Source organism: Streptomyces sp. RLA131 (genome assembly GCF_056270125.1).
The window spans coordinates 1,901,626-1,922,367 of sequence record NZ_JBWDOQ010000002.1 but is presented as its reverse complement, the minus strand read 5'-3'; the positions used below and the strand labels follow the sequence as shown (position 1 = coordinate 1,922,367).

Annotated in this window: 23 protein-coding genes; 15 read left to right on the top strand and 8 right to left on the bottom strand. The window is 72.5% G+C overall.

Going from position 1 to position 20,742, the window contains the following annotated elements; all coding sequences use genetic code 11:
- Positions 1–70 precede the first annotated feature (70 nt).
- Together RWE79_RS09735 and RWE79_RS09730 are read left to right on the top strand one after the other, a co-directional pair.
- A complete protein-coding gene (locus RWE79_RS09735) occupies positions 71–1,183 on the top strand; it encodes an alpha/beta hydrolase (protein WP_475939624.1) in 1,113 nt (370 codons plus the stop codon).
- A 95-nt stretch (positions 1,184–1,278) separates the two neighbouring features.
- Complete coding sequence (locus RWE79_RS09730; protein ID WP_475939623.1) at positions 1,279–2,679, top strand: hypothetical protein; 1,401 nt, start codon at positions 1,279–1,281, stop codon at positions 2,677–2,679.
- Position 2,680: 1 nt separating this feature from the next.
- Here RWE79_RS09730 and RWE79_RS09725 read toward each other — a convergent pair whose 3' ends face one another.
- Positions 2,681–3,118, bottom strand: coding sequence for a VOC family protein (locus RWE79_RS09725; RefSeq protein ID WP_475939622.1), 438 nt, complete (start codon positions 3,116–3,118; stop codon positions 2,681–2,683).
- A 226-nt stretch (positions 3,119–3,344) separates the two neighbouring features.
- Here RWE79_RS09725 and RWE79_RS09720 point away from each other — a divergent pair, with 226 nt between their 5' ends.
- The 3 genes from RWE79_RS09720 (at position 3,345) to RWE79_RS09710 (ending at position 6,415) form a co-directional block, all read left to right on the top strand.
- Positions 3,345–4,943 (top strand): ABC-F family ATP-binding cassette domain-containing protein, encoded by a 1,599-nt coding sequence (locus tag RWE79_RS09720; protein WP_475939621.1) that lies wholly within the window; start codon positions 3,345–3,347, stop codon positions 4,941–4,943.
- A gap of 328 nt (positions 4,944–5,271) precedes the next feature.
- Positions 5,272–5,493 (top strand): helix-turn-helix domain-containing protein, encoded by a 222-nt coding sequence (locus RWE79_RS09715; protein ID WP_475939620.1) that lies wholly within the window; start codon positions 5,272–5,274, stop codon positions 5,491–5,493.
- A 130-nt stretch (positions 5,494–5,623) separates the two neighbouring features.
- Positions 5,624–6,415: an enoyl-CoA hydratase/isomerase family protein gene (locus RWE79_RS09710; RefSeq protein WP_475939619.1), complete on the top strand. Its 792-nt coding sequence runs from the start codon at positions 5,624–5,626 to the stop codon at positions 6,413–6,415.
- 7 nt (positions 6,416–6,422) lie between these two features.
- On the opposite strand, the gene RWE79_RS09705 is transcribed toward RWE79_RS09710, so the two are convergent.
- Entirely contained in the window at positions 6,423–7,022 is a 600-nt protein-coding gene (locus RWE79_RS09705) for a hypothetical protein (RefSeq protein WP_475939618.1), read from the bottom strand.
- 68 nt (positions 7,023–7,090) lie between these two features.
- Between RWE79_RS09705 and RWE79_RS09700 the strand changes: the two genes are divergently transcribed.
- Genes RWE79_RS09700 through RWE79_RS09680 form a run of 5 tightly spaced genes read left to right on the top strand, consistent with a single transcriptional unit; the run spans position 7,091 to position 9,284 of the window.
- Positions 7,091–7,597, top strand: coding sequence for an Asp23/Gls24 family envelope stress response protein (locus tag RWE79_RS09700; protein WP_475939617.1), 507 nt, complete (start codon positions 7,091–7,093; stop codon positions 7,595–7,597).
- Positions 7,597–7,779 carry a hypothetical protein gene (locus RWE79_RS09695; RefSeq protein ID WP_475939616.1) on the top strand — a complete coding sequence of 61 codons (183 nt, stop codon included), beginning with the start codon at positions 7,597–7,599 and terminating at the stop codon, positions 7,777–7,779. The genes RWE79_RS09700 and RWE79_RS09695 overlap by 1 nt, the downstream gene beginning before the upstream one ends.
- Positions 7,780–7,807: 28 nt before the next feature.
- Positions 7,808–8,161, top strand: a complete 354-nt coding sequence (locus tag RWE79_RS09690) for an Asp23/Gls24 family envelope stress response protein (protein ID WP_475939615.1) — start codon at positions 7,808–7,810, stop codon at positions 8,159–8,161.
- The gene (locus RWE79_RS09685; protein ID WP_475939614.1) at positions 8,158–8,724 is read left to right on the top strand and encodes a DUF6286 domain-containing protein; all 567 of its coding nucleotides are present in this window, start codon (positions 8,158–8,160) and stop codon (positions 8,722–8,724) included. The genes RWE79_RS09690 and RWE79_RS09685 overlap by 4 nt, the downstream gene beginning before the upstream one ends.
- Before the next feature lie 5 nt (positions 8,725–8,729).
- Entirely contained in the window at positions 8,730–9,284 is a 555-nt protein-coding gene (locus RWE79_RS09680) for an alkaline shock response membrane anchor protein AmaP (protein WP_475939613.1), read from the top strand.
- Here the strand turns inward: RWE79_RS09680 and RWE79_RS09675 are convergent.
- The 4 genes from RWE79_RS09675 to RWE79_RS09660 form a co-directional block, all read right to left on the bottom strand.
- On the bottom strand, positions 9,277–11,106 hold the full coding sequence (locus tag RWE79_RS09675) for a glycoside hydrolase family 15 protein (RefSeq protein ID WP_475939612.1): 1,830 nt from the start codon (positions 11,104–11,106) through the stop codon (positions 9,277–9,279). The genes RWE79_RS09680 and RWE79_RS09675 overlap by 8 nt on opposite strands.
- A gap of 62 nt (positions 11,107–11,168) precedes the next feature.
- On the bottom strand, positions 11,169–11,996 hold the full coding sequence (locus RWE79_RS09670; protein WP_475939611.1) for an SURF1 family cytochrome oxidase biogenesis protein: 828 nt from the start codon (positions 11,994–11,996) through the stop codon (positions 11,169–11,171).
- Between the two features lie 86 nt (positions 11,997–12,082).
- Positions 12,083–12,334 carry a hypothetical protein gene (locus tag RWE79_RS09665; RefSeq protein ID WP_475939610.1) on the bottom strand — a complete coding sequence of 84 codons (252 nt, stop codon included), beginning with the start codon at positions 12,332–12,334 and terminating at the stop codon, positions 12,083–12,085.
- 71 nt (positions 12,335–12,405) lie between these two features.
- Entirely contained in the window at positions 12,406–13,419 is a 1,014-nt protein-coding gene (locus RWE79_RS09660) for a DEDDh family exonuclease (RefSeq protein WP_475939609.1), read from the bottom strand.
- On the opposite strand from RWE79_RS09660, the gene RWE79_RS09655 reads away from it, so the two are divergent.
- Positions 13,418–14,212, top strand: coding sequence for a VIT1/CCC1 transporter family protein (locus RWE79_RS09655; RefSeq protein ID WP_475939608.1), 795 nt, complete (start codon positions 13,418–13,420; stop codon positions 14,210–14,212). The genes RWE79_RS09660 and RWE79_RS09655 overlap by 2 nt on opposite strands.
- Before the next feature lie 154 nt (positions 14,213–14,366).
- Positions 14,367–15,410: a zinc-dependent alcohol dehydrogenase family protein gene (locus tag RWE79_RS09650; protein ID WP_475939607.1), complete on the top strand. Its 1,044-nt coding sequence runs from the start codon at positions 14,367–14,369 to the stop codon at positions 15,408–15,410.
- Between the two features lie 82 nt (positions 15,411–15,492).
- On the opposite strand, the gene RWE79_RS09645 is transcribed toward RWE79_RS09650, so the two are convergent.
- Positions 15,493–17,034 (bottom strand): S8 family peptidase, encoded by a 1,542-nt coding sequence (locus tag RWE79_RS09645; RefSeq protein ID WP_475939606.1) that lies wholly within the window; start codon positions 17,032–17,034, stop codon positions 15,493–15,495.
- Positions 17,035–17,354: 320 nt separating this feature from the next.
- On the opposite strand from RWE79_RS09645, the gene RWE79_RS09640 reads away from it, so the two are divergent.
- The 3 genes from RWE79_RS09640 to moaA all read left to right on the top strand — a co-directional run bounded on the left by RWE79_RS09640 (position 17,355) and on the right by moaA (position 20,513).
- On the top strand, positions 17,355–17,768 hold the full coding sequence (locus RWE79_RS09640) for a DUF485 domain-containing protein (protein ID WP_475939605.1): 414 nt from the start codon (positions 17,355–17,357) through the stop codon (positions 17,766–17,768).
- 2 nt (positions 17,769–17,770) lie between these two features.
- A complete protein-coding gene (locus RWE79_RS09635) occupies positions 17,771–19,396 on the top strand; it encodes a solute symporter family protein (RefSeq protein ID WP_475939604.1) in 1,626 nt (541 codons plus the stop codon).
- A 127-nt stretch (positions 19,397–19,523) separates the two neighbouring features.
- Positions 19,524–20,513: a GTP 3',8-cyclase MoaA gene (gene moaA, locus RWE79_RS09630; protein ID WP_475939603.1), complete on the top strand. Its 990-nt coding sequence runs from the start codon at positions 19,524–19,526 to the stop codon at positions 20,511–20,513.
- Here moaA and RWE79_RS09625 read toward each other — a convergent pair.
- Positions 20,496–20,717, bottom strand: coding sequence for a hypothetical protein (locus RWE79_RS09625; RefSeq protein ID WP_475939602.1), 222 nt, complete (start codon positions 20,715–20,717; stop codon positions 20,496–20,498). The two genes, moaA and RWE79_RS09625, sit on opposite strands and share 18 nt — an antisense overlap.
- Positions 20,718–20,742 lie beyond the last annotated feature (25 nt).

Genomic DNA, 20,742 nt, shown 5'->3' with positions numbered 1-20,742 from the left:
ACGGGCCGGCGTTCCGCCGACCGCGTCTCCCCGCTGGCCCCGATCAGCGGGGCGTCGGACACTGGAACCGATGCGCCTACGAATCGCGGCGGCCGTGACCGCCACCACTGTGCTGGGTGCCGGGGCCGCCGTGGCGGCCGGCCGGTACGCCTCGGGCTTCGCGCTGAAACCGTCCGGGAACGGCACCGGACCCGAGGCCGCGCTGACCGTGCACACCACCGACGGCCGGCAACTCACCCTCACCCGCACCCTGGCCTCCGTCCGCCCCGGCATCTACGGGCTCACCGGCGACGGGGTGCACGCCGTGGTGGGCGAGGTCACCGCCACCGCCCCCGGCTCCGTCACCCGCCTCGTGCGGCATGTGCAGCGCGGCGCGCTCACCCCCGGCGCGGCCGTCCGGCTCACCCCGCAGGCCTACGTGGGCGACCCGCGCGAGGCCCTCGGCCTGGACTTCGAGGACGTCCTCGTCCCGGGTGAGCTCGGTTCGCTGCCCGCGTGGTACGTCCCCGGCGCCCGGGACGTCTGGGTGATCGCCGTGCACGGCCTGGGCACCACCCGCGAACACCCCCTCGTCGTCACCTCCGCCCTGCACCGCGGCCGGATGCCCGTCCTGGACATCACCTACCGCAACGACGACGGCGCCCCCCGCTCCCCGGACGGCATCGCGCACCTCGGCGACACCGAGTGGCGCGACCTGGACGCGGCCATGCGCTACGCCGTCCGCCGGGGCGCCCGCCGGCTCGTGCTGTACGGCTGGTCCACCGGCGCCACGATGGCGCTGCGCGCCGCCCACCACTCCCCGCTGCGCAACCGGATCAGCGGCCTCGTCCTGGACTCGCCCGTCCTGGACTGGCAGGCCACGGTCCGTGCCTGCGCGGCGGGCCACGGGGTGCCCGCCCCGCTGCTGCCGCTCGGCGTCCGCGCCGCCGAGGGCCGCACCGGCCTGCACGCCGCCCGGATCACCGACTCCGCCGACCCGGACCGGCTGAGCGTGCCCGCCCTGGTCTTCCACGGACCCGACGACACCGTCGCCCCGTGGGGTCCCTCCCGCCGGCTCGCCGCCGCCCGCCCGGACCTGGTCACCCTGCAGACCGTCCCCGACGCCGCGCACGCCGCCATGTGGAACCGCGACCCGGAGAACTACGAGGAGGCCCTGCGCCGCTTTCTCACCCCACTGGTCTGACAAATCGGGTCCGCACCGGCAAACCGCCCCCGGTCGAGCGCACCGCGACACCGCTCGTTTGGGTTTCCGGCTCCTCACCCGCAAGACTGCTCCCCGTGACGTCCCGTATCCCGCGAGACACTCCGCTCCGCCTCGTCCCCCGCAGGCCGCTGGCCGCCGCGCCGCGCGCCGCCGCGGCGCGCCGCTCACGTCCGCCCAGACCCCCCGAGGGGACCCCGCCGCTCTCCGAACTCGCCCGCCGGGCACGTAACGAACTCGCCGACGCCGTGCGCATCGCCCGCTGGGCGGACGCCGCCGACGGCAGGGCGAACGGCACCGCCCGGCCCGGAGCCGGCGGGATACTGCGGGACGCCGACATCCAGCGGGCCGCCTCCGCGCTGCGGTTGACGGACCGGCAGGTGCGCGCCGCCTGGGACCGGGCGCGGCTGGCCGGACTCATCGAGCTGCACAAGGGCTCCGCCCGCCCGGGCTGGCGCCTGCGCGCCTGGGACCGGGACGACACCGCCGTGCTGCGCGGCTGGGTCGCCCTCTTCGACGCCTGGTCCCTCGCGCACCCCGCCGCCCGGGAGGCGGCCTGCGAGGGCGCCGACCCCTCACTGGTCGCCGAGGTCGTCGAAGCCGCCCCCCAGCTGCTCTCCCTCCTGCATCTGTCCTCCGGTCCGGTGGCGGTCGCCGCCCTTCTCGATCTGCTGCGCCAGCGGGTGGCCGAGCTGCGCGAGGAGCGGCACGAGCCCCCCGCCGACGGCAGCAGCGGCAGCCGCGACGAACTGCCCCTGCTCCTGGACTGGACCCTGGACGCCCTGGCCCGCGTCGGTGCCCTGCACCCCCGTGACCCCGGGCGCCAGGACGAGGTGACGATCACCGCCATCGGCAGCTGGGCGGTCTGGGTCAAGCTGGAACAGATCTGCGTGGCCGCCCAGGGCCCGGCCGGCAACATCGAGAAGTCCGCCGAGGAGATGCTCAGGGCCTGCGTGGGCCTGTCGCCCCGCCCGGCCCGCGCCGAGCACCAGGCCTGGCTCGCGGCCCGTCCGGTCGACCGGGCGGTCACCGAACTGCTCGACGTCGCCCGCGGTGACGACGCCCTGCTGCGCGGCCTCGCCTTCGAGGTGCTGCGGGCCGTCGGCGCCCCCGCCGAGCCCGCCGTCCGGGCCGTCACCGGTGAGGCGTCGCTGCGCCCGTACGCCCTGATGTGGCTCGCGGAGCACGAGGGTGGTGACCCGGACACCGCGGCGGACCTGCTCACCCGTGAGGAGGCCACCTGGCTCTGGGTCGACACCGCCGCCGCCGTGGCCGAGCACGGCGAGAGCCATCTGCTGGTCAGTCATCTCGACGCCGCCCTGCAGGGCTCGGTGCCGGGCCTGCTGGCGGAACTCGGCGCCATCGGGCACCCCCGTACCGTCCAGGTGCTGGTCGCGCTCGCAGCCGCCCACCCCGACCCGGTCCTGGCCAAGGCGATGCGCCGCGCCGCCTTCCAGGTCCACACCGGAACGGAGTGAGCTACCCGGGTATCCCGGGCCGGTAGGTGCCGAAGCTCCACAGATTGCCCTCGGGGTCGCGGGCGGTGTAGTCCCGCGACCCGTACTCCTGGTCGTGGAGCGGCAGTACGACCTCCGCGCCCGCCGCGACGGCCCGCGCGTGGTGGGCGTCGGCGTCCTCCACCGCCACGTACACCGACACCGGGCCCAGATCCTCGGCCACCCGCCCGAACGCGCTGCCGTTCTGCGCGCTGCCGAGCATCACCATGCCATTGCCGTAGACCAGTTCGGCATGGTGGACCACCCCGTCCCCGCCCTCGTACGCGGCGGCCACGGCGAAGCCGAAGGCATCCTGGAGGAAGGCGATGGCCGCCTTCGCGTCCCGGTACCGCAGGGCCGGGCAGATGCTGGGGGTGCTGCCGGCCGCGTCGCCGGGTGTGACGGCCCCGTTGCCTGTCATGACGGTCACTCTCCCCTGGTGTGAGCTGAATCACCTCAGTCTGGCAGGGGGGTACGACAACCGCCCCTCGCGGGCCCGGTGGGCGGGTGTGACCGGATATGCGCTTGCCCATTCGGTGGGCCGGGCCCGGTAGACTGGTCGCATGGCAGTTCTCCTCGCGCATTAGACGGCGTCACACGACCTCCCCCGTCCCGACTGCCGTCCGCCACGCCTTGGAGCTTTTCCCGTGATCACTGCCACCGGCCTTGAGCTGCGCGCCGGAGCCCGCGTCCTCATCGAGTCCGCCTCCTTCCGTATCGCCCGCGGCGACCGCATCGGCCTTGTCGGCCGCAACGGCGCCGGCAAGACCACCCTCACCAAGGTGCTGGCCGGCGAGGGCATCCCCGCCGCCGGCACCGTCACGCGCAGCGGCGAGGTCGGATACCTCCCGCAGGACCCGCGCACCGGCGATCTGGACGTGCTCGCGCGCGACCGCATCCTGTCCGCCCGCGGCCTCGACTCCGTTCTGCGCAAGATGCGCGAGAACGAGGAGCGGATGGCCACCGGCAAGGGCGCGACCCGCGACAACGCCATGAAGAAGTACTCGCGTCTGGAGACCGAGTTCCTCACCAAGGGCGGTTACGCCGCCGAGGCCGAGGCGGCCACCATCTCCGCGGCCCTCGGGCTGCCGGACCGGGTGCTCGGCCAGCCGCTGCACACGCTCTCCGGCGGTCAGCGCCGCCGCGTGGAACTGGCCCGGATCCTGTTCTCCGACGCCGACACCCTGCTGCTCGACGAGCCGACCAACCACCTCGACGCCGACTCGATCACCTGGCTGCGGGACTTCCTCAAGACCTATCGCGGCGGATTCGTCGTGATCTCCCACGACATCAACCTGGTCGAGACGGTCGTCAACAAGGTGTTCTACCTGGACGCCAACCGCTCCCACATCGACGTCTACAACATGACCTGGAAGAAGTACCTCCAGCAGCGCGAGGACGACGAGAAGCGCCGCAAGCGCGAGCGGCAGAACGCCGAGAAGAAGGCCGCCACCCTCAACTCGCAGGCCGACAAGATGCGCGCCAAGGCCACCAAGACCGTCGCCGCGCAGAACATGGCCCGCCGCGCCGAGAAGCTGCTCGCCGGCCTGGACGAGGTGCGGCAGTCCGACAAGGTCGCCAAGCTGCGCTTCCCCGACCCGGCGCCCTGCGGCAAGACGCCGCTGATGGCCTCGGGGCTGTCCAAGTCGTACGGGTCGCTGGAGATCTTCACCGACGTCGACCTGGCGATCGACAGGGGCTCGCGGGTCGTCATCCTCGGCCTCAACGGCGCCGGCAAGACCACGCTGCTGCGGCTGCTGGCCGGGGTGGAGACGCCCGACACCGGGAAGGTCGAGCCGGGCCACGGCCTCAAACTCGGCTACTACGCCCAGGAGCACGAGACCCTGGACCCGGACCGCACCGTCCTGGAGAACATGCGCTCCGCCGCGCCCGACATGGACCTGGTCGCGATCCGCAAGACCCTGGGCTCGTTCCTCTTCTCCGGCGACGACGTCGACAAGCCGGCCGGGGTGCTCTCCGGCGGCGAGAAGACCCGGCTGGCGCTGGCCACACTGGTGGTCTCCAGCGCCAACGTGCTGCTCCTCGACGAGCCCACCAACAACCTGGACCCGGCCAGTCGCGAGGAGATCCTCGGCGCGTTGCACACCTTCACCGGCGCCGTCGTGCTCGTCACCCACGACGAGGGCGCGGTGCACGCGCTGCAGCCCGAGCGGATCATCCTGCTGCCCGACGGGGTCGAGGACCTGTGGGGCGAGGACTACGCGGACCTGGTCTCCCTGGCCTGACGGCGTGATGTACTCGTTCGGATCAGCGGTATGGATCATTCGGCCGACGCGTGATCCTTCATCTGAGTGAGTTCGGCTCATCCCCCGGCGCGGCCCCCGCGCACGGCGACTCTCCGTGCCGGTCCGCCGCGCCGTTCCGGGAAGTCCTCACCCGCCCGTGATGACCTGCCCTTTCTTCGTCACCTGCGCGCGGGGTCGCCCGGCAGGGGCCCGTGTGCGCCTTTCACGGCGGAAATGTTGTCGCACGGACCTTGCCGAATGGGTGGCCAGGAAGCGCCCTAGGGGTGATCATGAGAGTCCGAAGCGCACTTCCCTGGAGGAGGCACGGGTGGCCGAGACTCTGAAGAAGGGCAGCCGGGTGACCGGCTCCGCGCGCGAAAAGCTCGCGGCAGACCTGAAGAAGAAGTACGACGGCGGTGCCAGCATCCGGGCGCTCGCCGAGGAGACCGGCCGTTCCTACGGCTTCGTACACCGGATGCTCAGCGAGTCCGGCGTGACCCTGCGTGGTCGCGGCGGAGCGACACGGGGCAAGAAGGTCCCCGCGTCCTGACGGGCTTCGGTGCGCCTTCGCTGCCTGCGCGTGGTGTGCGGTCACCGTTCGGTGCCACCCGGTCGCCTCATTGACCGACCGGGTGGTTACTCTTCGGTAATCGATTCCGCGGTTCGCTCGGAGGTGCCCGATGTCCGACCCCACTGTGCTGCTCGACCGTGACGGCGTACGGCTTACGGCCGAAGACGCCCTCGCGACTGTCACACTCAGCAACCCGGGCAAGCGGAACGCCCAGTCGCCCGCTCTGTGGCGGGCGTTGGCCGAGGCCGGCCGGCTGCTGCCGGGCAGTGTCCGGGTGGTCGTGCTGCGCGCGGAAGGCGTGTCCTTCTCCGCCGGGCTCGACCGGCAGGCGTTCACCCCCGAAGGCTTCGACGGTGAACCGTCGTTCATCGACCTCGCACGCGCTTCCGAGGAAGAACTCGACGCCACCATCGCCTCCTACCAGGAGGCCTTCACCTGGTGGCGCCGCAACGACGTCATCTCCGTCGCGGCCGTCCAGGGGCATGCCATCGGGGCCGGCTTCCAGCTCGCCCTCGCCTGCGACCTGCGCGTTGTCGCCGACGACGTGCAGTTCGCCATGCGCGAGACCAGCCTCGGGCTCGTCCCCGACCTCACCGGCACCAAGCCGCTGCTCGACCTCGTCGGCTACGGCCGCGCCCTGGAGATCTGCGCCACCGGCCGCTTCGTCGGAGCGGCGGAGTCCGAGCGCATCGGCCTGGCCAACCTCGTCGTCCCCGCCGCCGAGCTGGAGGCCGCTGTCAAGGACCTCGCCGCCCCGCTGCTCGCCGCGCCGCGCGACGCGGTGATCGAGACCAAGGCCCTGCTGCGCGAGGCCTCCGGCCGCGGCTACGACCAGCAGCGCGCCGCCGAGCGTGCCGCCCAGGGCCGCCGGCTGCGGGATCTCGCGGGCGTGGGGGAGTAGCCAGGCGTCACTCCACGTCGGTGACGAGCACTCCCAGCGGCGCCACCACGTCCCGCACCGCCCGGGCGACCTCCAGGACCGGGTGACCGGCCGCCACGGCGATCTGGACGTATGCGTCCTGGCCGGTCCCGCCCATCCGTGAGGTCACCCGGGCGACACCGGGGACCTCCGACACGGCCTCCGCCACGGCCCGCGCCGCCCCGGGCCCCGCGGGCCTCCCGGGTGGCGGGACAGGGGGCGCCGCCGGCACGGCCCCGGGCGCCGCCGGGGCGCCCTCCAGCAGCCCGGTGACGGTGAGGTCGACGGCGGCGACCCGCAGGCCCAGACGGTCATGGGCCGCTTCCCACAGTGCGTCGCGCAGCAGGCCCGCGCTGACCGGGAGCGGCCGGTCGGCGGTCGTCTCGAAGCCGGCCCGCACCGCCGGCGGCTCCGGCGCGACGCGCACCGCGCCGAGCCGTACGCCGGGCACCCGGGCGGCCGCCCCGCGCAGGACGGCAACGGCCGCCTGCTCGGTGATCCAGGCCGAGTCGGCGCCCCCGCCGAGCGGCAGTACACGGCCGAGCGCCACCTGCTCCCGTACTGCTTCGGCCAAACGGTCCGACGTCATCGCGGCTTCCTCCTCCGACACCTAGTGTGGGCCATGGACCAGCCCGTACCGGAAGGGGACGACGCGTCATGAGCGACGGGTCACACGAAGCCCAACAGGCCATGTCCGGCAACGGCAAGACCCTGGAACAGGGTGCCGGCCCAGGCGTGGCGCCGGGGGCGGCCGGGGGGCGCGCCCCGCTCGGCGACCCGTCGACCCGGGGCCGTACCACCATCGCCGACGGTGTCGTGGAGAAGATCGCCGGCCTGGCCGCCCGGGACGTGCTGGGGGTGCACGCCCTGGGTACCGGTCTGTCCCGCACCTTCGGCGCGGTGCGCGACCGCGTCCCCGGCGGCAAGGCCCTGACGCGCGGCGTCCGGGCGGAGGTCGGTGAGGTGCAGACCGCCCTCGACCTCGACATCGTCGTGGACTACGGCGTGTCCATCGTGGAGGTGGCGCGTGCCGTGCGGGAGAACGTGATCGCGGCGGTCGAGCGGATGACCGGTCTGGAGGTCGTCGAGGTGAACATCGCCGTGGGTGACGTGAAGCTGCCCGACGACGACGATGACGACGAGTCCGAACAGAGGGTCCAGTGATGAGCAACGCGGTGGTGGGCCTGATCGCGGGAATGGCACTCGGCTTCGCCGGGTACTTCGGCGGGTTCGCCGCCTTCCTGCTCGTCGCCGCGCTGGGCGCCGTGGGCTTCGTCGCCGGCCGGCTGCTCGACGGCGACGTGGAGCTCGGCGACTTCTTCCGCGGCCGCGACCGGCGCCGGTGAGCGAGGGCGTGAGCATGGGCGTGACCGGATGACCCTCGCCCCCGCCGACCGAGGCTCGCTGCGCATCGCGGACCGCGTCGTCGCCAAGATCGCCTCCCGCGCCGCGCGGGACGCCCTCGCCGACGCGCCCCGGGCCGTGCACGTGCCCCGGGGAGGGGAACCCGTCGCGTCCGTCGCGGTGCGCCGCGGCGGGGCGCACGTACGGCTGTCGGTCGAACTCGGCTACCCCAACGACATCGCGGCGGTGGCCGGCGCCCTGCGGCGCCATGTCACCGACCGCGTCGAGACGTTGACCGGCATCCCCGTCCCGCAGGTGACCGTCGAGGTGGAACGGCTGCACTCCCCGGCCACCCAGCGCGAGGACCGGGGGAGGGTCAGATGACCGGCCCGACGGAAGCGCCGCGCCGCGCGGGGCGTTTCTGGTCCGCCCGGCGCGTGCCGGCCGCGCTGACCGCCGTGGTGATCCTCGGCGCGGCCGGGATGTTGCTCTACGACATCGCGGCGGTCCGTGCCCACCGCCCCGGGATGAGCTGGCGCCGGTCGCTGGCCCGGGAACTGGCCACCCGCCCGCTGGACGACGTCTGGGTCGTCACCGGGGCCGTCGTCGCCGTGGTCCTGGGCCTGTGGCTGGTCGTACTGGCCGTCACGCCGGGGCTGCGGGCGGTGCTGCCCATGCGCCGCGACACCACGGGCATCCGGGCCGGCCTCGACCGGCACGCCGCCGAACTCGCCCTGCGGGACCGGGCGATGGAGGTCGCCGGCGTCCGATCGGCCCGGGTGTCGGTCGGCCGGCGCAGGGCCAGGGTGAGCGCGCAGGTGAGCTTCGGGGACACCGAGGCCGTACGCGAGGACCTGGACGCCGCCCTCGCCGGGGGCATGGCCCAGTTGTGCCTGGCGCGGCCGCCACGGCTCGCGCTGTCGGTCCGGCGTACGGAAGGAGGCTGAGGGCGATGCGCACCACCGTCAACCGGCTGCTGCTCGGGCTGACCGGGCTCGCGCTCCTGGGGGCCGGGCTGGCCGTTCTGGCCGTGCTGGCCGTGCTGGACAGGGGCGGGGCGGAGCCGGACACCGTCCTGCTCGGCGCGGCCCTGCGGCGCCGCTACCGGGCCGAGAGCTGGTGGTGGCCCACGGTCGTCACGGTGCTCGGCGTCGTGGTGCTGGTCGCCCTGTGGTGGCTGCTCGCGCAAGCCCGTGACCGCAGGGTCCGCCGGATCGTCATCGAGGAGGGCGTGGTGCTGCGCGGCCGGGCCCTGGAGGAGATCGTGGCCGCCGAGTCGGAACGCCTCCCCGGGGTCGCCCGCGCGCACGCCGCCCTCGCCGCACCCGGCCGCGCCCCCACCGCCCGGCTGCTCCTCGCCCTCGCCCCGCACGCCGACCCCGGGGCCGTCCTCGCGGCTCTCGACACCACTGTCCTCACCCGCGCCCGGAGCAGCGCCAACCTCCCGGCGCTCCCCGCCGAGGCGCGGCTGCGCGCCGTCCACCACCGCGCGGAGCGGGTCAGCTGACCCGTTTCCCCGAGCGCCTCTCCGAGCGTTTCCCCTGCCGCGCCGTTTCGAACCCGGACAGTGTCAGGGCGCTGTTGACGAGGGCGATATGGCTGAACGCCTGCGGGAAGTTGCCGAGTTGCCGGGCCTCCACCGGGTCCCACTCCTCCGCGAGCAGTCCCACGTCGTTGCGCAGCGAGAGCAACCGCTCGAACAGGGTGCGGGCCTCGTTCTCGCGCCCCGTGCGGTGCAGCGCGTCGGCCATCCAGAAGGAGCAGGCGAGGAAGGCGCCCTCGCCGCCGGGGAGGCCGTCGATGCTGCTCTCCTCCAGGGTGTAGCGGCGTACGAAGCCTCCGTGGTCCAGCTCCCGCTTGACCGCGTCCACCGTGCCGATCACCCGCCGGTCGGTGGCGGGCAGGAAACCGACCTGGGGAATGAGCAGGGTCGCGGCGTCCAGCTCGCGCGAGCCGTAGAACTGCGTGAACGTGTTCCGCACCGGGTCGAACCCCTTGCGCAGCACCTCCCGGTGGATCTCCTCGCGCATCGTCCGCCAGCGGCCGGGGTCACCCTTGAGCTGCGGCCGGGCTTCCAGCGTGCGCGCCGCGCGGTCCGCGGCCACCCAGGCCATGACCTTGGAGTGCACGAAGTGCTGCCGGCCGCCGCGCACCTCCCACAGCCCCTCGTCGGGCCCGCGCCAGTTGCCCTCCAGGAAGTCCATCAGGGCGCGCTGGACGGCCCAGGCGTGCTTCTCCGAGCGGAGCCCGGCGGAGCGGCTGAGGTAGAGCGAGTCCATCACCTCGCCGTACACGTCGAGCTGGAGCTGCTTGACGGCCGCGTTGCCGATCCGGACCGGCAGGGACGCCTCGTAGCCGTCGAGCCAGGGGATCTCGCTCTCCGGCAGCCGTCGCTCTCCGGCTATGCCGTACATGATCTGCAGTTCGGCGGGGTCACCGGCGACCGCGCGCAGCAGCCAGTCGCGCCATTCGGCGGCCTCCGTCAGGAAGCCGCTGGTCACCAGGGCGTTGAGGGTCAGGGTCGAGTCGCGCAGCCAGCAGTAGCGGTAGTCCCAGTTGCGGACGCCCCGGATCTCCTCGGGCAGGGAGGTGGTCGCGGCGGCCACGATGCCCCCGCTGGGCGCGTACGTCAGCGCCTTGAGGGTGATCAGCGAGCGCAGCACGGCGTCCCGCCAGGGACCGTCGTAGCAGCACTGCGAGGCCCATTTCCGCCAGTCCTGCAGGCTCTGCTCCAGGGCCTCGTACGGCTCGACCAGCCCCGGCCGCTTCTCGTGCGAGGGGTGCCAGGTGAGCACGAAGGCGATCCGTTCGCCCTGGGAGACCGCGAAGTCGGCATAGGTGCAGAAGTTCTTGCCGTACATCGGGACCTCGGGCTCGCTGCGCAGCCAGGCGGAGTCCGGCCCCGCTATGGCGACCCGGTGTCCGTCGGAGCGCCGCATCCAGGGGACGATGCTGCCGTAGTCGAAGCGCAGCCGCAGTTCGCTCTTCATCTCCACCCGGCCGGAGACACCCTCGACGATCCGGATGACGTCGGGGGCCTGATCGCGCTGCGGCATGAAGTCGGTGATCTTGACGGTGCCGGTGCCGGTCTCCCAGACCGACTCCAGCACCAGCGTCTCGTCCACGTACGAACGCCGGGTGCAGTCGCGCGGACCGTTGACCGGGGAGATCCGCCACTGGCCGTTGTCCTCGTCGCCCAGGAGCGCGGCGAAGCAGGCGGCGGAGTCGAAGCGTGGCAGGCACAGCCAGTCGATGGAGCCGTTTCTGGCGACCAGCGCGGCGGTCTGCAGATCGCCGATGATCGCGTAGTCCTCGATGAGTCCTGGCACGGTGCCCGCCTCTCTGGGGCTGCGCTTCCGAGGCCCCGTCCTCTGTAGAGTGCCCCGGCGCCCTACCCGGCCGCGACCGCAGCGCGGTTCTCCTCCGCAGCCTCCGCCTCCGCTGCGGCCGAGGCCTTCGCACGAGCCGCGAGGCGCTCGCCGCGCTCGCGGCGCACCAGGACCACCCAGCCGACCGGGACCATGGCGGTGAACAGCCACCACTGGATCGCGTAGCCCATGTGCATGCCGATGCTGCTGTGGTCCGGCTCGGAGATCAGTTCGGGCTGGTGGCCGGACGGCTTCGGCGAGGTCGTGGCCAGTTCCAGATAGCCGCCGACCAGCTTCTCCGGGACGTCCGGTGTCAGCAGCCCGCTGTTGATCAGCATGATCTGGCGGTCCGGGAGACCGGCCCGGTTCCGGATCCCGGTCTCCGAGGTCGTCTCGTCCGGCCTGAGCCGACCGGTCACGGTCACCTCGCCGGTGGGGGCGGCCGGGATCTTCGGGAAGCTGGTGAGGTCGTCGCCGGGCGCGATCCAGCCCCGGTTGACCAGGACCGCCGTGCCGTCGGCCATCACCAGCGGGGTGATCACGTGGTAGCCGATGCTGTCACCGTCGTCGGCGGTGCGCTGCCGGGCCACCACCTCGTGCGCCGTGTCGTACCGGCCGGTCGCGGTGACCATCCGGTAGACCTGCCGGCCCGGCACCCGGTCGCCCGGCCGCGTCAGCTTCTCGACCTGTACGGGCTTCGCCGACAGGTTGGCCGCGATCAGGTGGTTGTTCGCCACCCTGCGCTCGTGCCGGTGCAGCTGCCAGTAGCCCAGCCGGACCATGGTGGGCATCACGAGCAGGGCGACCAGCGTGAGGATCACCCACTGCCGGGTCAACAGGAAGCGGTACACGGCATCGACGTTACCCCTGCCCCGACGGCACCCGGCCAGCGCCCCCGGCCGCCGGCCGGCCAACGGGCCGGCCCGGCGATCCGGCGCTAGTGCCTCGGCAGCGAGCCCACCCGGTCGACGATGCCGGACGCGCCCTCGGCCTTGGCGCAGTGGCCGCCGCAGTACCAGCGGCCGTCGACCTCGACGCCGTGGCCGACGATCCGCACCATGCAGTGCTCGCAGATGGGGGCCATCCGGTGGATGGCGCACTCGAAGCTGTCGAAGACGTGCACCGCCCCCTGGGCGTGCACCTCGAAGCTCATGACGTAGTCGTTTCCGCAGACTTCACATCGGGCCATGGGGCCCACACTGGAGTCAGCCCCGGGGTCCGGCAACCGGAGCCGGGGTGCGTCGCGGCGGCACCACCCGATCAGCCGTGTACGCCGGGGGCCGGGGTCACGTCCCCCAGCAACTCCACGAAGCGGTGTTCGTCGACCACCGGGGTGCCGAACTGCCCGGCCTTGGCGACCTTGCTGCTGGGCGAGTCCGGGTCGTTGGTGACCAGCAGACTGGTCAGCCGGCTCACCGAGGACGCCACATGCAGTCCGGCGTCCGTGGCCCGGTCCTCCAGCAGCTCGCGGTCTATGGCCGTGTCACCCGAGAAGGCGACCCGCATGCCCTGGGTGAGCGGCCCCCCGGGTGCCATCCGCCCCGGGTTGGGGTACGGGCAGGACGGCCGCTTGCGCGAGGGCCGCCAGCTCGTGGGCCGGTAGGCCGAGCGGTAGCCGCCGGAGGCACTGGAGCGGCCCGGCAGGCTGCCGTCGACCCATTCGGTCAGCGGCCGGCAGGTGTGCAGCGGCAGCCGCAGCCCGGCCTCGGCCGCCAGGTGCAGGCTGGGCCGGAAGGACTCGGCCAGCACGCGCGCGTCGTCCAGCGCGTGGTGGGCGCGCTGCTGGACGACGCCGTAGTGCGCGGCCAGCGACGCGAGCTTGTGGTTGGCCAGCGGCAGCCGCAGCTCCTTGGAGAGCACGATGGTGCACAGCCGCTGGTCCACGGGCGCGGCCGAGTTGGCGCGGGCGTACTCACGGGCCAGCATCGACCAGTCGAAGACCGCGTTGTGCGCGACCAGGACCCGGCCGTCGAGCTTCTCGGCCAGCTCGGCGGCGATCTCCGGGAAGAGCGGGGCGTCGGCGAGCATCGCGCTGGTGAGCCCGTGGATCCACACCGGCCCGGGATCGCGCTGCGGGTTGACGGGGGAGTACCAGTGATCCTGCACCTCGCCGCGCGCGTCCAGCCGGTAGACGGCGGCCGACACTATCCGGTCGTCGCGGCCGAGGCCGGTGGTCTCGACGTCCACGACGGCGTATCCGTCGGGGTAGCCCTCGGGCCACGGCTGTGACTGAGCCGGTGGCTGCGGCTGCTGCGGAATCGGGGACGCGTGCATGGTGGAACACAATACGGGCCGCCACCGACAGGGGCCGAAGTCCGTCCCGATCGAGGGGATTCACCGCCACAGGCCGTACCCTCGCCGGGTGAGCGAACATCACGAGGCCCACAACGGTGACCTCGGCGCCCGCCTCAACTGGCTGCGCGCCGGCGTACTCGGCGCCAATGACGGCGTGGTCTCCACGGCCGGCCTGGTCGTCGGCGTCGCCGGGGCGACCGACGCGCGCAGCGCCCTGCTGACGGCGGGCCTGGCCGGACTGCTGGCCGGTTCGCTGTCGATGGCGGCCGGCGAGTACGTGTCCGTGAGCACCCAGCGTGACTCGGAGAAGGCCGCCCTCGCGCTGGAGGAGCGGGAACTGGAGACCGAGCCGGCCGCCGAACTCGCCGAACTGGCCGAGCTGCTGGAGGACCGGGGCCTGACCCACGAGCTGGCTCTGGAAGTGGCACAGCAGTACACCGAACGGGACGCGCTGCGCGCGCACGCCCGTATCGAGCTGGGCATCGACCCCGACGAGCTCACCAACCCCTGGCACGCCGCCGGCGCGAGTTTCCTGGCGTTCACCGTCGGGGCGGTGCTGCCGCTGCTGGCCATCGTGCTGCCGCCGGCCGCGCTGCGCCTGCCGGTCACCGTCGGCTCGGTTCTCGTGGTCCTGGCGCTCACCGGCTGGGGCAGCGCCCGCCTCGGGGCGGCCCCGGCGCGCCAGGCGGTCCTGCGCAACATGGCCGGCGGCGCGCTGGCCATGGCGGTCACCTACGCGGCGGGCTCGCTGCTGGGCGCGGCCGGGGCGTGACGGGTGTGACAGCCCCAGCGGAAGCACTGCTTCCGCTGGCATCGTGGCTGGTCGGGTACGGTGAAAGGACCCCGGTCATACCAACGTCGCACCAGCTGAACGACGGCTGAACAACAGCTGCTCAGCGAATTCCCAGCGGTAAAGGAAACCCCTCATGCGCGCCACCGTCATCCACGCCCCCCGCGACATCCGTGTCGAGGAGGTGCCGGACGCCACCGTCCAGGCGCCCCGCGACGCCGTGGTCCGGGTGGTGCTCGCCTGCATCTGCGGCAGCGACCTGTGGGCGTACCGGGGGGAGTCCGCGCGGCAGCCGGGGCAGCGGATCGGCCACGAGTTCCTGGGCGTGGTGGAGGAGACCGGCTCCGAGGTGACGGGGCTGGCGGCGGGCGATCTCGTGGTGGCCCCGTTCGTGTGGTCGGACGGCACGTGCGACCACTGCGCGGAGGGCCTGACGACCTCCTGCCCGGCCGGCGGCTTCTGGGGCGAGGTGGGCTCCGACGGCGGCCAGGGCGAGGCCGTACGCGTTCCCTACGCCGACGCCACCCTGGTCAGGCTGCCCGTCGAGGCGGCCTCCGACGAACGGCTGCTCACCGCCCTGCTCTCGCTCTCCGACGTCATGGGCACCGGCCACCACGCCGCCGTGGGCGCCGGTGTCCGGCCCGGCAGCACGGTCGCCGTGGTCGGCGACGGCGCGGTCGGCCTCTGCGGTGTGCTGGCCGCGCGCCGGCTGGGCGCCGAGCGGATCATCGCGCTGGGGCGGCACACCGTACGTACCGACATCGCCCGCACCTTCGGCGCCACGGACGTCGTGGCCGAGCGGGGCGACGCCGCCGTCGAGGCGGTCCGCGAGCTCACCGGCGGCCAGGGCGCGCACGCGGTCATCGAGGCCGTGGGCACCGAGCAGTCCATGCGCACCGCGGTCGGTGTGGCCCGAGACGGCGGCGCGATCGGCTATGTCGGCGTCCCCCACGGCAGCGGCACGGGGCTGGACCTGGGCATCATGTTCAACCGCAACATCGCGCTGCGCGGCGGGGTCGCCCCGGTCCGGACGTACATCCCCGAGCTGCTGTCCGACGTGCTGGACGGCACCATCGACCCGTCCCCGGTCTTCGACCTCACCGTGGACCTGGACGGCGTCCCGGCGGGCTACGCGGCGATGGACGACCGCACCGCCCTCAAGGCGCTCGTCAGGTTCTGAGCGGCCCGAGGGCGGTGCGGCGGGATCATCTCCTGGTCACCGGCCTGGTCACCGGCCTGGTCATCGCAGGGTCACCGCTTGGTCACCGCTTGGTCACCGCGTCCAGCGCGTCGACGATGCCGGAGCCGTAGAAGCTGTTGACGCCGTGGCCCGAGGTGCAGGTGGAGTCCTCGACGCCGTTGCCGTCGGGGTCGTACGTCCCGGTCGGGCAGCCGGGGTTGTCGGCCTCGGCCTTGAGGATCCGCAGCACCTGCGCCGGGGTGGCGTGCGGGTGCGTGCTCTTGACCAGGGCGGCGACGGCGGCCACGTGCGGGCTCGCCATCGAGGTGCCCTGCAGGTAGCCGTAAGTGTTGCCCGGCAGGGTGGACAGGATCCGGCCGTTGGCGTCCGGGGTGTCCGGGATCTGGTACTTGTCACCGCCGGGGGCCGCGACGTCGATGACGCCGAGTCCGTAGCTGGAGTAGTACGACTTCAGGTTCTGCACGCCCGTCGCGGACACGGTGGCGACACCCGGCAGCTGGGTCGGGATGTCGAAGCACGTGTGCGGATCGACGGTGCGGGCGACGGCGGTCGAGTCGTCCGGGCTGGAGTCGTCGGTGAGCGCGTCGGAGTCGAGGTCGTCGTTGGAGTTGCCGGCCGAGGCGACGTTGAGGACGCCCTTGCCCTGTGAGTAGAGCGAGGCCCGGTTGACGGCGTCGACGATGGCCCGCTGGTCGGGGTCGTCGAGGCAGTTGTAGAGCCACGGGTCGATGTAGTAGCTGTTGTTGGTGACCTCGATGCCGTGGTCGGCGGCGAAGACGAAGGCGCAGACCACGCTCTCGGGGTAGAAGAGCTGTGTGTCGGGGTCGGCCACCTTGATGGAGGCGACCTTGACGCCGGGCGCCACGCCCGCGACGCCGACGCCGTTGCGCGCGGCGGCGATCTCGCCGGCCACATGCGTGCCGTGGTAGGCGGTGGGGGCGTACGGGCGCCAGGCGCCCTCGCTGGTGTCGGCCACGCCGCCGACGCAGTTCGCGGACTGCGAGGCCGAGAAGTTGGCGGCCAGGTCGGGGTGGGTGTCGTCGACGCCGGTGTCGATGACGGCGACGGTGACCTTGCGGCTGCCGTCGTTGATCTTCGCGGCCTTGTCGGCGCCGATGGCCCGCAGGTCCCACTGGTTGGCTTCGAGCGGCTCCTGCCCGTCGGTGGCCGCCGCCTGCGCGGCGGCGGCCTCCTTGGCGCTGAGCACCTGGGGCGCGCCCTCGTCGGTCGTCGACGCGGTGGACAGCGCGGCGGTGCGGGTGGCGCCCGCGGTCTGCACGCCGCGCACCGTGCGGATCGTGGCCGCGAAGCCGGGGTTGGCCGAGTGGACGACGATGACGCCGATCTTCGCGTAGGTGATCACGGCCTCACCGCCGGCCCTGGTGATCGCCCGTTCCACGGACTTGATGGTGGTGCGGTCCGGCCGGGTGTTGACGACGTACGAGAGCAGCGGGCCGTCGGCGGTGGCCGTGGTGGTGGCCGCGGTGACGGCGGTACCGGTGCTGGCGGCCGAGGCGGAGCCGGGCAGGAAGGCGAGTGCGCCCGCCAGCGCGAGGCCGAGAGGTATCGCGAGTGCGCGGTGCCGTCCTGGCAGCGGAGCCATGGGTTCTCCAATCGTCCAACGACCCGACCGAGCGGCAGGGTTACCTGTGAAACGGGTCAGGTACATGACCATGGAAACTAGCGCCGTCCGGAGGGCCTCTTCAATGGATCCCGCCGGAAAGCTCGAATTCCGGTTCGGAAGTGGGGGTGTTCGCCCAAAGTGCGGCGCCGGTGAAAGGCATCAGTTTTCGGCCCCCGCCCCCTGTCGAAGGTCATGGACATGCCTTTACCATGCGCGAGTCCGATCTTTGGGGTGACGCATCTCACGCCGCCCGCTCGTGCCCGCACCATCCCGCTCTCCGCCGCCCCTCAGGAGGAACCGTGGATTCCGCACGACCTTCGGCCGCTTCGGGGCCACCGGCCCCGGCCCCGTCCTCGTACTCCGAGGTCGAGGCGAGCGCGGAGTTCACCCAACTCCGCCGCTCCTACCGGTCCTTCGCCTTCCCGGTCACCGTGGCCTTCATCGCCTGGTACCTGCTCTACGTGGTGCTGTCGAGCTACGCCGACTCCTTCATGGCCACCAAGGTTCTCGGCCACCTCAACATCGCCTTCGTCCTCGGCCTCGCGCAGTTCGCCACCACCTTCCTCATCGCGTGGCTGTACTCGCGCTACGCCAACGCCAGGCTCGACCCGGGCGCACAGGCGCTCAAGGAGCGGCTGGAGAACACCGCGCGACCGTCCGGGGCCGCACGACCGTCCGAGGCCGCGCGAACCACCGAGGAAGAAGGCGTCTGAGCATGGAGTCGCACACCGTCCTGCTCGCCGCGGCCGCCGCGAGCGAACACCGCACCCTGATCGTCTCCCTCTTCGCCGTCTTCGTCGCCGCCACTCTGGCCATCACCGTCTGGGCCGGCCGTCAGACCAAGGACGCCACCGACTTCTACGCCGGTGGCCGCTCCTTCACCGGCTTCCAGAACGGCCTGGCGATCTCCGGCGACTACATGTCCGCCGCCTCGTTCCTCGGCATCGCCGGCGCCATCGCCCTGGTCGGCTACGACGGCTTCCTCTACTCGATCGGCTTCCTCGTCGCCTGGCTGGTGGCCCTGCTGCTGGTCGCCGAACCGCTGCGCAACTCGGGCCGGTTCACCATGGCCGACGTCCTGGCCTTCCGGCTGAAGCAGCGCCCGGTCCGTACGGCGGCCGGCACCTCCACCATCGTCGTGTCGATCTTCTACCTGCTCGCCCAGATGGTCGGCGCGGGCGCACTGGTCTCACTCCTGCTCGGCGTCACCGGCGACGGGCCGAAGCGGCTGATCGTCGCGCTCGTCGGCGTGGTGATGGTGCTCTACGTCACCATCGGCGGCATGAAGGGCACCACCTGGGTGCAGATGATCAAGGCCGTGATGCTGATCCTCGGCACGCTGCTGATCACCATCCTGGTGCTCAACAAGTTCCACTGGAACATCTCCTCGCTGCTCGGCGCCGCCGCCGACAAGAGCGGCCAGGGCTCGAAGTTCCTGGAGCCGGGACTGAAGTACGGCATCGACGGCACCAGCAAGATCAATTTCATCTCGCTCGGTCTCGCACTGGTCCTCGGTACGGCCGGCCTGCCGCACATCCTGGTGCGCTTCTACACCGTCCCCACCGCCAAGGCCGCCCGTAAGTCGGTGAACTGGGCGATCGGCATCATCGGGTCCTTCTACCTGATGACCATCGCGCTCGGCTTCGGCGCGGCCGCCCTGGTCGGGGCGGCGAACATCACCGCCGTCGACAAGTCGGGCAACACCGCCGCCCCGCAGCTCGCCGAGGCCGTCGGCGGCGGCGCGGGCTCGACCTGGGGCGCGATCCTGCTGGCGGTGATCTCCGCGGTCGCCTTCGCCACCATCCTCGCGGTGGTCGCCGGGCTCACCCTGGCCTCGTCCGCCTCCTTCGCGCACGACCTGTGGGTCAACGTCATCCGCAGGGGCGAGACGAGCGAGCAGAACGAGGTCGTCGTCGCCAAGATCGCGGCCGGGGTGATCGGCGCGGTGGCGATCGTGCTCGGCATGTACGCCACCAAACTCAACGCGGCGGCCCTGGTCGCCCTCGCCTTCGCGGTGGCGGCCTCCGCCAACCTCCCGACGATCCTCTACAGCCTCTACTGGAAGGGCTTCAAGACCCAGGGCGCCACCTGGTCCATCTACGGCGGCCTGATCTCCTCCGTGGCGCTCGTGGTCTTCTCCCCGGTGGTGTCCGGAGCGCCCGACTCCCTCTTCTCCGGCAGCGACTTCCACTGGTTCCCGCTGACCAACCCCGGCATCGTCTCCATCCCGCTGGGCTTCGTCCTCGGCTGGCTGGGCACGGTCCTGTCCGGCGAGGAACCGGACGCGGAGAAGTACAAGGAGCTGGAGGTACGCGCCCTCACCGGCGCCGGCGCCCACTGAGGGCGGGCGCCGGGGGTGCCCCGTCAGCAGTCGGCAGACCGTTGAATGTCGGACCCGTCACGTAGGCTTCAGAACTACGGGGCGGGTCCGACCGCACCCCGGGTCCCATCTCCGCAGGAGGCGACACATGCTGCTCGACACCTATGGGCGAGTCGCCACGGACCTGCGTGTCTCGCTCACCGACCGCTGCAATCTGCGCTGCACGTACTGCATGCCCGAGGAGGGCCTCCAGTGGCTCGCCAAGCCCGAGCTGCTCACCGACGACGAGATCGTGCGGATGGTACGGATCGCCGTCACCCTGCTCGGCGTCAAGGACGTGCGCTTCACCGGCGGTGAGCCGCTGCTGCGCCCCGGTGTCGTCGGCATCGTCGAGCGCTGCGCCGCCCTGGAACCCCGCCCCATGATGTCGCTGACGACCAACGGCATCGGCCTGGAGCGGACAGCCGCGGCGCTGCGCGACGCCGGCCTGAACCGGGTCAACGTCTCACTCGACACCCTGCGCCCCGATGTCTTCCAGACCCTCACCCGCCGCAAGCGCCACCACGACGTCATACGCGGCCTGGAGGCGGCCGGCGCCGCGGGCCTCACCCCCGTCAAGGTCAACACGGTGCTGATGCGCGGCGTCAACGACGACGAGGCCCCCGACATGCTGAGCTGGGCCCTCGACCACGGCTACGAACTGCGTTTCATCGAGCAGATGCCGCTCGACGCCCAGCACGGCTGGCAGCGTGGCGACATGATCACCGCCGAGGAGATCCTCACCGGCCTGCGCACCCGCTTCACGCTCACCCCCGAGCCCGACGAGGCCCGCGGCCACGCCCCCGCCGAGCGCTGGCTGGTCGACGGCGGCCCCGCCCGGGTCGGTGTGATCGCCTCCGTCACCCGCCCCTTCTGCCGCGCCTGCGACCGGACCCGGCTCACCGCCGACGGCCAGATCCGCGACTGCCTGTTCGCCCGGGAGGAGTCCGACCTGCGCGGCGCGCTGCGCTCCGGCGCCGGCGACGAGGACATCGCCCGCCTGTGGGAGAAGGCCATGTGGGGCAAGAAGGCCGGCTCCGGCCTGGACGACCCCGCCTTCCTCCAGCCCGACCGCCCGATGTCAGCGATCGGCGGCTGACGCCTCCCACACGTCGAGGGCGACCACGTCCTTGAGGAAACCCCGCAGGCCCAGGAAGTTCGACAGATGCTCGCGGTGCTCGTCGCACGCCAGCCAGGTCTTCCGCCGCTCCGGCGTATGGATCTTGGGGTTGTTCCAGGCCAGCACCCACACCGCGGGGGCCCGGCAGTCCTTGGCCGAGCAGATCGGCGATTCGTCAGTCACAAGGACCAGTAAACATGGCGACGCC

What these genes read in the sequence shown, in the direction of transcription:
- RWE79_RS09735 (WP_475939624.1), top strand. Translation starts at nt 71, where the DNA reads ATGCGCCTACGAATCGCGGCGGCCGTGACCGCCACCACTGTGCTGGGT.
- RWE79_RS09725 (WP_475939622.1), bottom strand. Translation starts at nt 3,118, where the DNA reads ATGACAGGCAACGGGGCCGTCACACCCGGCGACGCGGCCGGCAGCACC.
- RWE79_RS09710 (WP_475939619.1), top strand. Translation starts at nt 5,624, where the DNA reads ATGTCCGACCCCACTGTGCTGCTCGACCGTGACGGCGTACGGCTTACG.
- RWE79_RS09705 (WP_475939618.1), bottom strand. Translation starts at nt 7,022, where the DNA reads ATGACGTCGGACCGTTTGGCCGAAGCAGTACGGGAGCAGGTGGCGCTC.
- RWE79_RS09700 (WP_475939617.1), top strand. Translation starts at nt 7,091, where the DNA reads ATGAGCGACGGGTCACACGAAGCCCAACAGGCCATGTCCGGCAACGGC.
- RWE79_RS09695 (WP_475939616.1), top strand. Translation starts at nt 7,597, where the DNA reads ATGAGCAACGCGGTGGTGGGCCTGATCGCGGGAATGGCACTCGGCTTC.
- RWE79_RS09690 (WP_475939615.1), top strand. Translation starts at nt 7,808, where the DNA reads ATGACCCTCGCCCCCGCCGACCGAGGCTCGCTGCGCATCGCGGACCGC.
- RWE79_RS09685 (WP_475939614.1), top strand. Translation starts at nt 8,158, where the DNA reads ATGACCGGCCCGACGGAAGCGCCGCGCCGCGCGGGGCGTTTCTGGTCC.
- RWE79_RS09680 (WP_475939613.1), top strand. Translation starts at nt 8,730, where the DNA reads ATGCGCACCACCGTCAACCGGCTGCTGCTCGGGCTGACCGGGCTCGCG.
- RWE79_RS09665 (WP_475939610.1), bottom strand. Translation starts at nt 12,334, where the DNA reads ATGGCCCGATGTGAAGTCTGCGGAAACGACTACGTCATGAGCTTCGAG.
- RWE79_RS09655 (WP_475939608.1), top strand. Translation starts at nt 13,418, where the DNA reads ATGGTGGAACACAATACGGGCCGCCACCGACAGGGGCCGAAGTCCGTC.
- RWE79_RS09660 (WP_475939609.1), bottom strand. Translation starts at nt 13,419, where the DNA reads ATGCACGCGTCCCCGATTCCGCAGCAGCCGCAGCCACCGGCTCAGTCA.
- RWE79_RS09650 (WP_475939607.1), top strand. Translation starts at nt 14,367, where the DNA reads ATGCGCGCCACCGTCATCCACGCCCCCCGCGACATCCGTGTCGAGGAG.
- RWE79_RS09645 (WP_475939606.1), bottom strand. Translation starts at nt 17,034, where the DNA reads ATGGCTCCGCTGCCAGGACGGCACCGCGCACTCGCGATACCTCTCGGC.
- RWE79_RS09635 (WP_475939604.1), top strand. Translation starts at nt 17,771, where the DNA reads ATGGAGTCGCACACCGTCCTGCTCGCCGCGGCCGCCGCGAGCGAACAC.
- moaA (WP_475939603.1), top strand. Translation starts at nt 19,524, where the DNA reads ATGCTGCTCGACACCTATGGGCGAGTCGCCACGGACCTGCGTGTCTCG.